Genomic DNA, 9,755 nt, shown 5'->3' on the forward strand with positions numbered 1-9,755 from the left:
ATGAACCTACCTAAATCAACATACTACTACGAATTAAGTAAAGTTGATCAAGTTGATCTAAGAAACAAAGAAATCAAAGAAAAGATACAAGAAATATTTACCTCAAACAAAGGTAGATACGGAGTAAGAAGAGTTCATCAAACGCTCTTAAGTAAAGGATATATAGTTAACCACAAAAGAGTTCAAAGACTTATGCACAATATGAATCTTCTAGGCAAGAGACCAAAAGAAAAATATCATTCATATATGGGAAGTGTTGGTAAAGTAGCTGGTAATATCATAAACAGAGACTTTACAGCAACTAGGCCATGTACTAAGTGGACTACAGATGTATCCCAATTTAACTTCACATGGGGTAAATGCTATCTATCACCAATATTAGATATGTATACAAACGAAATCATCTCATACGACTTATCCTTACATCCAACACTAGAGCAAGTATCAAGAATGCTTGATAAAGCATTTGAAAAGTTCCCATGCGTAAAAGGCTTAATCATGCACTCAGACCAAGGCTGGCAATATCAAAATAGCTACTACACAAAAGAACTAGAAAAACATCAAATAACGCAGTCAATGTCAAGAAAAGGAAACTGCTATGATAACTGCATTATGGAAACATTCTTTGGTAGACTAAAAACAGAGATGTATTATGGATGTGAGAGAGACTTTAAAACATTTGAAGAGTTTTCAAAAGCTATTGATGAATATATATACTACTATAATAACGAAAGAATTCAGAAGAAAACAAAATGGATGCCACCTACTTTGTATAGGTTAGCATCCATAGTGTAAACTAAATATTAATGTGTCCAGTTTTCTGGGTACACATCATTTTGTAAGTCCATTATACTATATTTATAAACAAAATTCCAACATGATTTATTAATTTAATCAGCTTTCATATTTTTTATTTTATCATTTTATCGGAACAATGTCCACCAATTCACTCTCTCGTCATATAATACTCATCGCAGAACTTATCCCACTTCTCTATGTATTCCTCATGATCAAGCAAAATCAAGTCTTTTGCTGCATATATATTTCTTTTTCTTGCTTCATCAAAGAAGTAGTCGAAGCCATCGAAGTCTTGGCTAATATAAGCGTAGACGTGCTTGAAGCCAAGGATATAAGCAAGGTAGAGGCGTGTGTGGCCGTCTAGGGATACGTATATATCATCGCGCTTCGCAACTGGTATGATCACGTCTTCTTCTCTCGTAACAAAGGTCCTTACTGCTTCTAATTTATCTCTATCGACAAAGAACTGTATTGGCTGAATTTTGTCTAGATCTAGCTTAAATAGCTCTAGGTCCTTGAACTGCTTCACAATTTTGCCGCTCTCATCATAAAATTTTATGATATGCTCTGCATTGAAGCGAAACTCGTCTATGAGCTCATCGAAATAAGTTTTATCGCCTATTATAATAGCCTCGCTCTGTGATATGATTTTAATCTCTATTGGCACTTTACCATCTGCAAGGTAGCAGCCGTGCTGATTAAGGGCTTCTTGACTAAAGCGATGGTCGTCGTATGTGTTGATTCTAGTTATGTTCATTAACTCACCACCTAATTTACTTGTTAAGTCTATTTTCTAAATATAATTTTATTTTATCATTTTATCGGAACAATGGCAAGGATATCGGAATGATGTATCTCATTTTGCGGAACGATTGACATGAATATAGTAAAGTAGTATAATAACATAAAGAATATTCATAGTATTTATTGGAGGCGTTTTATGTATAAATCTAGACGAATAATTGCTTTTCTTCTTTCTTTGATGCTTATAGTTTTAACATCTGCTGCTTGTGCGAATAATGATGAAGACCTCTACACAAAGGCTGAGCTTGAAGCGATGGATGCGCATGATTTGTATGAATTATTAAAAAAGAATGGTTTAGAAGCTGGCGCTGACATTAAGGAAATTCTTTCTGACAAGGAGCTGGAGGAGTACATCAAAGAGGATTTTGATTTGCTTATAGAGGGCGCTTGCTCAAGAAGTGATATGGCGTACAAAAATCTGGCTGATGAAGTGGAGAAAGTGTATAAAAAATTGATTAAGGAGTAGTTTTTACTTAGAAAGTGATATAAAAATGGCGATAGATTTTGATTCTATCGCCTCTTCGTTTTATTTTAATTAAATAATTTAAGTATAAAAATCGTAATTCCAACAATCAATAGAGTGACTGCTGCCCATAAAAAAACAACTATAATTTGTTGATATGGCCTTTTTGCTCTTTCTTCAATTTTTTGTATCTCGTCTAATCTTTTGCCTTCGGTGAAAGCTACAATCTCCTTGTATGTGTGAACATCATTGTTTTTCTTGATTTTCTCAATTTTTAGTGCAAAAAACATAGCGCAAGACATTAATGCAAAATATGGAATAAATCCATACAAGCCAATGAATTTAAGCATTGGTATCAATGAAATTATTGCTATTAAGAAAATAATCGCCACCATCCAAGAATAGAAGTTCAATTTTTTAACTTCTTCTGAATTAATTTCCTTTTTCATTTGTTCAAGATCTCCTTTAATTAAATTATCAATGGATATTTCAAAAATTTCACTTAGTAATACAATACTATTTATATCAGGATAATTTTTATTGTTTTCCCAATTCGAAATAGTTTGTCTCGTAACATATACTCTTTCTGCAAGTTCTTCCTGAGATAGACCTTTTTCATTTCTGTAATGTTTAATATGATTGCCAAGCTCCATAAAATCCATACCTCCTTTCATGATAATTATATTAGAGATCTTATATTATTTCTATCAAAGCTTCTTTACATTTGTATATTTTTTCTGTGTCAAAAGCTTTTTACATTCGCTATATTGCTGATTTTGTTGTGTTCTCTAGATTAAATTCATCACTTAAGCTCTCTCCTGCTTCTAGTATAGTGAACTGCTCATCCCACATGCCTGAGAACAGCTTTTCCAATAAATAGGTGCCGCCATCTACAAAGCCAAGCTTCGCATCGAGCCAAGCCGCATCTTCCTTGACGGTTTGAACGTAATCTGCTCTTCTACAGTCATTAATTTTTGTATCGATGATGTCGATCTCGTGGTAATACCTCTTCCAGTCCTCGTGGTAGCGCTTTTTCGTCTCTTCGTCCAAGTTTTGTGTAAGCTTATCAAAAATCGCGTGATAATTTTCTTTCATCGGATCTTTTTCGCGTACATATAGGTGGCCTGGCTCTTTTAAATTACTTTTTACTTCATCTGTATTTTGCAAAAGAAGCGAAACGCACTCATCTATCTTTGGCATAACAAGCCTACATGGAGCCTTGATGCCCTTCCACGATCCGCCGCAGTAACCCATCGCGACCAAAATCGTATCTATGTCCTTGTCCATTGTCATCAGCTTGTGGGTGATGTGATCACGCATCTCTTTTGGATCTCTATGATAAAGACGATTTAAATAAAATACTGGGTAATTCGTTTTAACTTTTCTTTGAGCCTCATCGATGTAGTCTTTTAATGATGAACACCCTAAAATTACTGTTTTTGACATAATGTCACTTCCCTTTAACCCAAGTACTTTACATATATCTGACAAGGGTTGTTCTCATCCCATAAATCTGGGAATACTTCTAATTCTTTATATCCGAGCGCTTTATAAAATTTATTCGTTATGTCGTAGTCATCGTAATGGCCAGACTGAACGGTTTTTACCTGTGTGTAAGTGTAGCCTAAGCTCTTTGCTAAGTCTTCATAGGCCTTATTTAGCTCTCTTCCAGCGCCATGATGATGGTATTTCTTCTTCACGCCCATGACAAAGATCTCTGAGCAGTCTGGGCTGCTCGCGCCAAGCACGATGAAGCCTACTAGCTCGTCATTATAAAAACTTGCTAGGAATGGCTTTTCTTGTGACTCTTGAATGTAATTTTCTGTGCTCTCGGGCAAGCCGAACCATTCTGGCAAATCATTAAGCACTTCTCTAGCGATATTTTCTTTTTCTTTTTTATCTATAATTTCTTTTACAATAAATTTCATGCTATAATTAGTCCATTAAATCCTTTCATCTGTAATTATATGCTCTACGCCATTTTATAAACATGTCTATTTATAGAATATTACCACTTTTGAATTTCTCCACTTATCTTAGATGCAAAGAGAATATTGTAGATATAAAGCTGGATAGTCAGCATAATCAATATAGTAATAGTCCACAGAATTACTGGCTCATAAAGGCTATATTTGCCTTTTGTCTGAAATTTTCCAACCAATGAATCGGAAAATGATCTACTAAGTAATTCATATACTCCATAACCTAGTACTGCTCCAAAAGTATTCGTAATCAAATCGTTTATATCTGTAGTCCCAAATCCAAACATTTGAATGAATTCTATAGAAAATGAAAATAGAAATCCAAGTAATAAAACTTTGGATAAGCTATTATATTGCTCATAGAGTAGTGGCAGAAAAATTCCTAATGGAAGAAACAAAATTACGTTTAAAATTGCATCTTTAGGTCCTCTAATCATATCTATAAAAGGTAGTAATGAAAATCTGGGTGAAAAATTTGCTTTTAAACAAACACCTGTCGCAGATAAAACTCCTACAAGATAAAAAGAAAATATAAAAGTCAAAATTATATGTCCTTTGCTTGGCGTATTGCCAAATGATTTTAATATTATAAAATATAATATTAGTAAGGCCATAATAGGCAGATATCCACTTATTACGTGATTGAAAATAAATTCTAAATCCATAAAAATTCCTTTCTATTTATTGTAAACAAGTTGTATCATGTTTTCTTTATCCTTATATTTCTTTTAATAATTTCAATGCCAAATACAATTTTCCAAGATCATGGTTGGCGCTATTAAGTCCCTCTACCTCATAAGAGCTCTCATTTAAGACATCTCCTGCTTCAAGAAAATTATAAAGCTCAAAGCCATAAAAATCACAAGCTGCTTGTACGCCTGCAAGCTCCATCTCTACTGCTATGCAGCCTTCTGACTTTCTCTTTGCGACAAGCCCGCGCGTCTCACGAAGCATAACGTCTGTGGTCCAGACCTTTCCCTTGGTATATGGAGCTTTTTCCTTGATAAAAAATTCTTCAAGCTTATCATGGTTTTTAATAGCAATATAGTCTGAAGGAGCGGCATAATAATAAGATGCTCCTTCGCCCCTGTAAGCCTCTGTGGGTATGATGTACTTGCCAAGAGTCTTTTCTTTGTCAAGGCTGCCGCAAGAGCCAAACATAATAAATTTATTCGCGCCTGTAAGCCAGTTGACTTCATTACATTGTGATGAAGCAAGTGCCGAGCCCATCATGCTAAGGTAGAAGGCAAATTCTTGACCTTCAAAATGGCTTTTATATATTGGTATTGAGCCATTCGGTGAGCCTACTTTAGCAATTTCTTGGCACTCAAAATTATCGAGTAAATATTCTACTATGCTTTTTGAAAATATTACCAAGCATTTATCTATTAAATTTTTCTTCTCGCCATAAAAATGTTCTAGGCTTATAATTGGCTCTGTATCTATATCGTAACTGTCTATTATCATAATTTACCTCTTTCGTTTACACTATACCATTTATATTAAATGGTGTTTTTATAATATTTATTAAATTATTGCCATCAAATACTGTAATTATTAGATTTATAGAATAATTTTAAACTTTAATATACTTAGTTGATCTTCCCTTGCCTACTTGCTTAATTAAGCCACTGTCTTTTAATTCTTTTAATGCCCTTTCTATAGTTCTTTGAGAAATATCTGGGCAAAGCACAACTATATCTGATTTAGATAATGGCTCTAAAGAATTTTCAAATATCTTCATTACTCTATCTGAAGAAGATAAAGATTTTTCTGATATTAGTTTAAATCTTTCATCGCATTCACTATATGCCTTATATATGACCGAAAGCATATATTTTATAAATGGCAAGTCGTTATTAGTTCCGTCATGCCAATTTTCACTTGAAGCTTGCAATTCTTCATAGTAAATATCTTTCGTCTCTTCGATAATCATTTCTAGTGAAATATATTTTCCTACAAAAAATCCATTTTTATAAAAAAGCAACAAAGTCAATAACCTTGACATTCTACCATTGCCATCAGCAAATGGATGTATAGCTAAAAAATCATGAATCACAGTTGGTATTAGTAATAATGGTGGAATTTTTAAGCTAAGGGCTTTATTGTATGCCTCAATCATTGCATCAATATACTTTTCTGTTTCAAAGGCTGATACAGGCTGAAATCTAACTTTTTTCTCGCCAAGGGAATTTACTTCAACAATGCTGTTATCCATTGTTTTAAATTTCCCTTTATGCCTTTCTCCAGAATAAGAATAAAGTTTATTGTGTAAGGTCAAAATATTATTTTTTGTAAATTCAATACTCTCATAGTTTTCATGAATGATGTCAAGAACTTCTCTGTAACCATATATCTCTTCTTCGTTTCTATTCTTAGGTTCGCTTTTTTTATTCATCAACTTTTCTAGTCTTGTATCATTTGTTGAAATACCTTCTATGGCATTAGATGATTTTGTAGACTGAATTTTAGCTACTTCTACCATTTTATCGAGAACATCAGAAAAATTAGCTACGTATAGCTCCTGTTTTCCCTTATATTCATAGATTTTTGATATTAAATCATACATTTTTGCTGGTATATTTAAATCTAACAGTTTTGAATAATCAAATTCTCTCATACAGCTTCACCACCTTCCTCGCCATTATATCACAAATGGCGTATATAAATCAATATTGGCGAGATTATTTTCGCCAATATGATTGATTTGGATATGATAAATCCAAAATGGCGAAATTAAAATACAAGCAAGCTTCGGTCGAAACAATTAATAATTATATTAAATGGTGCTTTTCACGATTACTTACGATTATTCTCATTAAAAATTTCATGATATAATTAGTCCACTAAACCCTTTCATCTGTAATTATATGCTCTACTCCATTATGCTCTGAGCTAAGATATTCTTTCATAAATGTTGGGTACGCCTCGCATTTATCAAGCTCATCTATCGGCACCCAATGCATTGTTTCTTTAGCACCTGACTCTGTAGTGCTTTGGCTTGTAAAATTTCTTTTTCCCATGGGCTTCATCATATAGTAGAATGTAAGCTCATGAAAGTCTACTCCTTTTAAGCCAGAGCTTCCGATGAAGAAGTTCTCATGTATCACGGCAAGGTGATCGACCTCGTAATTAAAACCTGTCTCTTCAAATACTTCTCTCTTGACGGCTTCTTCTGATGTCTCGCCCATGTGAACCGCTCCGCCAACCGAGTAGTAATAGTCGTCCTCATCATTTCTTGCAAGAAGCACGCAGCCCTCTTCGACTATGATGGCTGCCGCTCTATATCTAAATGCTTTTTTATCGTTAATAATAGCGCAATTATGCTCCATAGTTTTTCTCCTTTATATAATTTCTCATCTAAGATGCGTAACTTATGGTTCAAATGCAAACAGGTTTCCAAGCTGAATTGAAAATCCAAGTGATTTATACATTTGTATATCGCATTGTGCACAAGCAACAGTCATTGAACTTATAGCACTTGACTTATATGCAAATTGGACTAGCTGGCGTGCTATTCCTTTATGACGAAAATCAGGACATATGAAAAAATCTTCAAATATTCCACTTGGCATATAGTCAAAAGTTGAAAAACCAACTGTTATTGAACAGCAGCCTACCAATGCATCACCTTCCCATGCTCCAAAAAATAATATTTCCCCTTTGCTGATTGCATCTTTCAGACGTTTCTTGGATATATCATTCGGTATATCCTCTCCTATTTCTGCTTTATATTGCTTTTGAAGTTCCCACAAAAGATCTATGTGTGAAGCGTCTATTTCCTTATAATCCATTCATAACCTCCAGATAAACTCCTATTTGTTTAATAATTAAAGGAGATTGTTTGTTTACTTACATTTACTTCTGCTTCTACCCCAAAAGGAATTATACATCTTGGAGTTGAGTGTCCAATATTTATATTATAGACAATAGGTAAATCTTTATTAGTAATTTCTTCTAATAAAATAGATTTATACTCATCATAATAGACTTCATTTTGAGGTTTCCCTACTAGTATTCCCGACAATACATCAAACAAGCCGTAGTCTTTTAGAGCAAGTATCATTTTTCTATATAAATCTGGTTTTGTTTTTTCTTCACTTGATTCTATAAGTAAAATCTTATTCTCCCATGCCTCAAGGCTTGGAAATAAATTATATTTGTTACAAATTTCTACTGTATCTTCAAATCTAGAATTATCGAACATATCATATATTGATTCTATGCATCCGCCTAAAATTTTTCCACAAAATATAGGATTTCCTCTTAATAGCTCAAAACCAGTATTAGTATGACTTTTCATTTCTATGCCAATAGCTTTCTCGCTAAAATCTTCCCTTGCCTCATACCAAACTTCACTAGGGTGTATCTCTTTTATTTTCCCCGTTTTTATAAGTTCTAAAAAATATTTTTCTGTATAAGCTAACATATTATCAGATATTTCGCATACATCTGGCAAGAAAGCCTGACCATAAAATGTTTTTATGCCAAGCTTATTTAGCATAAAGTGATTTATTGTTGAGTCAGAAAAGCCTAAAAAAAGTTTTTCTTTAACAATATTTTTTAATCTATCTCCTTCGAACAGATAAGGCGCTAATCTATAAGTATCTTCTCCACCAATAGCACATAAAATCATATCAATAGTGTCATCTTCAAAAGCAAGTAGCAAATCATCTGCCCTAGCTTCTGGATGATTTTTTAAAAAATCAATGCCTTTCAGAGAATTAGGTAAAAACTCTATCTCTACACCTAGCTTATTTAATCTGTCTAATCCTATTTTTACTTCATGCTCAACAAAACTTTCCCCCAAAACACCACTAGATAAGCTAACAATTCCTATTTTCTTTATCATAATTTCCTCCCTATATTTTTTCAAATCTTATTTAATCAGCTTTCTTTTAAATACACTGCGGCCATCACTTTCTCCAAGAAATTCAAAATTATTTTTCATCGCAATTCGTTTGGAATTTTCCTGGTTCGGGGCACACTCAATAATCAAGTTTTTCCCTATCTCTAAGCTACGGTTTATAAATGCTTTTGTTAATTCATTGGCATATCCTTTCCCCCAGTATCTCTTATTGAGTATCCAACCAAGTTCGAAGGAGTCTTTGTTATACTCATGAAATATTACATATCCGATAAAATTCTTACTAAAATCTTCTACCGCATAGATCAAAGGAGGGTCAATCAGTGCAACACTATTTAAAAAATTCGCTGTTTTTTCCCATGAAAAAGGCGCTTCTATAAATTTCATGACATCTTCATCTGAAAGTAGATTATAGAGTTTCATTAGATCATCATTAGTAAATTTTCTTATCTTTAATCGCTCAGTAATCATACAGTCCCTGCCTCCCTTATATTCTTTCAAGTCTCACAACGCTCTCTCCCTACCCTACAATATCTGTACAAGTTTTATAGGTTTTATATCGTAGAAACTTATAACTTGCAATGCTCGATAAACTGATATTTGTTGATTCAAATTTTCACACCTACTAATACTTTAAATTCCTCTAAAACTACTAAATCATCGTCTTTTAATGCTTCATCTATTTCTTTTAGTTCATTGCTAAAAAAATCTATATGCACTTTTTTCCAATATTCTAATGTTCTGTTTCCTTCACCTTCTTTATATGCATGTTCAGACGATACCTCTTTAAACTGAACAATTTCAACTCTAATAGTTTCTATAAGAAATTGATATTCATCTT

The 9,755-nt window shown here is 33.2% G+C and carries 14 protein-coding genes; 2 read left to right on the plus strand and 12 right to left on the minus strand.

Annotation, left to right across the window (positions count from 1 at the left end):
* Positions 1–795, plus strand: a 795-nt coding sequence (locus tag AC2UOP_RS07160; protein ID WP_484833158.1) for an IS3 family transposase, incomplete at its 5' end; no start/stop codon positions are given.
* Positions 796–946: 151 nt separating this feature from the next.
* Here AC2UOP_RS07160 and AC2UOP_RS07165 read toward each other — a convergent pair.
* Complete coding sequence (locus AC2UOP_RS07165) at positions 947–1,555, minus strand: hypothetical protein (protein WP_484833159.1); 609 nt, start codon at positions 1,553–1,555, stop codon at positions 947–949.
* A 183-nt stretch (positions 1,556–1,738) separates the two neighbouring features.
* Between AC2UOP_RS07165 and AC2UOP_RS07170 the strand changes: the two genes are divergently transcribed.
* Entirely contained in the window at positions 1,739–2,068 is a 330-nt protein-coding gene (locus AC2UOP_RS07170) for a hypothetical protein (protein WP_484833160.1), read from the plus strand.
* Positions 2,069–2,133: 65 nt separating this feature from the next.
* On the opposite strand, the gene AC2UOP_RS07175 is transcribed toward AC2UOP_RS07170, so the two are convergent.
* The 11 genes from AC2UOP_RS07175 to AC2UOP_RS07225 form a co-directional block, all read right to left on the minus strand.
* Complete coding sequence (locus AC2UOP_RS07175) at positions 2,134–2,727, minus strand: helix-turn-helix domain-containing protein (RefSeq protein ID WP_480021422.1); 594 nt, start codon at positions 2,725–2,727, stop codon at positions 2,134–2,136.
* Positions 2,728–2,827: 100 nt separating this feature from the next.
* On the minus strand, positions 2,828–3,511 hold the full coding sequence (locus tag AC2UOP_RS07180) for a DUF1638 domain-containing protein (RefSeq protein WP_484833161.1): 684 nt from the start codon (positions 3,509–3,511) through the stop codon (positions 2,828–2,830).
* A gap of 14 nt (positions 3,512–3,525) precedes the next feature.
* Positions 3,526–3,993, minus strand: coding sequence for a GNAT family N-acetyltransferase (locus AC2UOP_RS07185; RefSeq protein WP_484833162.1), 468 nt, complete (start codon positions 3,991–3,993; stop codon positions 3,526–3,528).
* Positions 3,994–4,073: 80 nt separating this feature from the next.
* Positions 4,074–4,712: a VanZ family protein gene (locus AC2UOP_RS07190; protein WP_484833163.1), complete on the minus strand. Its 639-nt coding sequence runs from the start codon at positions 4,710–4,712 to the stop codon at positions 4,074–4,076.
* A 52-nt stretch (positions 4,713–4,764) separates the two neighbouring features.
* Complete coding sequence (locus AC2UOP_RS07195; RefSeq protein ID WP_484833164.1) at positions 4,765–5,514, minus strand: nucleoside phosphorylase; 750 nt, start codon at positions 5,512–5,514, stop codon at positions 4,765–4,767.
* A gap of 109 nt (positions 5,515–5,623) precedes the next feature.
* Complete coding sequence (locus AC2UOP_RS07200; RefSeq protein ID WP_484833165.1) at positions 5,624–6,667, minus strand: Fic family protein; 1,044 nt, start codon at positions 6,665–6,667, stop codon at positions 5,624–5,626.
* A gap of 226 nt (positions 6,668–6,893) precedes the next feature.
* The gene (locus AC2UOP_RS07205) at positions 6,894–7,379 is read right to left on the minus strand and encodes an NUDIX hydrolase (protein ID WP_484833166.1); all 486 of its coding nucleotides are present in this window, start codon (positions 7,377–7,379) and stop codon (positions 6,894–6,896) included.
* Positions 7,380–7,421: 42 nt separating this feature from the next.
* Positions 7,422–7,841: a GNAT family N-acetyltransferase gene (locus tag AC2UOP_RS07210; RefSeq protein WP_484833167.1), complete on the minus strand. Its 420-nt coding sequence runs from the start codon at positions 7,839–7,841 to the stop codon at positions 7,422–7,424.
* A 29-nt stretch (positions 7,842–7,870) separates the two neighbouring features.
* Positions 7,871–8,899, minus strand: coding sequence for a S66 family peptidase (locus AC2UOP_RS07215; protein ID WP_484833168.1), 1,029 nt, complete (start codon positions 8,897–8,899; stop codon positions 7,871–7,873).
* Between the two features lie 27 nt (positions 8,900–8,926).
* Entirely contained in the window at positions 8,927–9,385 is a 459-nt protein-coding gene (locus AC2UOP_RS07220; protein WP_484833169.1) for a GNAT family N-acetyltransferase, read from the minus strand.
* Positions 9,386–9,522: 137 nt separating this feature from the next.
* The coding region (locus AC2UOP_RS07225; RefSeq protein ID WP_484833170.1) for an ASCH domain-containing protein at positions 9,523–9,755 on the minus strand (233 nt) is incomplete at its 5' end.

It is taken from the genome of Fenollaria sp., assembly GCF_057222035.1.

Coding starts and splice junctions, on each gene's coding strand:
- AC2UOP_RS07165 (WP_484833159.1), bottom strand. CDS start 1,555: ATGAACATAACTAGAATCAACACATACGACGACCATCGCTTTAGTCAA.
- AC2UOP_RS07170 (WP_484833160.1), top strand. CDS start 1,739: ATGTATAAATCTAGACGAATAATTGCTTTTCTTCTTTCTTTGATGCTT.
- AC2UOP_RS07175 (WP_480021422.1), bottom strand. CDS start 2,727: ATGGATTTTATGGAGCTTGGCAATCATATTAAACATTACAGAAATGAA.
- AC2UOP_RS07180 (WP_484833161.1), bottom strand. CDS start 3,511: ATGTCAAAAACAGTAATTTTAGGGTGTTCATCATTAAAAGACTACATC.
- AC2UOP_RS07185 (WP_484833162.1), bottom strand. CDS start 3,993: ATGAAATTTATTGTAAAAGAAATTATAGATAAAAAAGAAAAAGAAAAT.
- AC2UOP_RS07190 (WP_484833163.1), bottom strand. CDS start 4,712: ATGGATTTAGAATTTATTTTCAATCACGTAATAAGTGGATATCTGCCT.
- AC2UOP_RS07195 (WP_484833164.1), bottom strand. CDS start 5,514: ATGATAATAGACAGTTACGATATAGATACAGAGCCAATTATAAGCCTA.
- AC2UOP_RS07200 (WP_484833165.1), bottom strand. CDS start 6,667: ATGAGAGAATTTGATTATTCAAAACTGTTAGATTTAAATATACCAGCA.
- AC2UOP_RS07205 (WP_484833166.1), bottom strand. CDS start 7,379: ATGGAGCATAATTGCGCTATTATTAACGATAAAAAAGCATTTAGATAT.
- AC2UOP_RS07210 (WP_484833167.1), bottom strand. CDS start 7,841: ATGGATTATAAGGAAATAGACGCTTCACACATAGATCTTTTGTGGGAA.
- AC2UOP_RS07215 (WP_484833168.1), bottom strand. CDS start 8,899: ATGATAAAGAAAATAGGAATTGTTAGCTTATCTAGTGGTGTTTTGGGG.
- AC2UOP_RS07220 (WP_484833169.1), bottom strand. CDS start 9,385: ATGATTACTGAGCGATTAAAGATAAGAAAATTTACTAATGATGATCTA.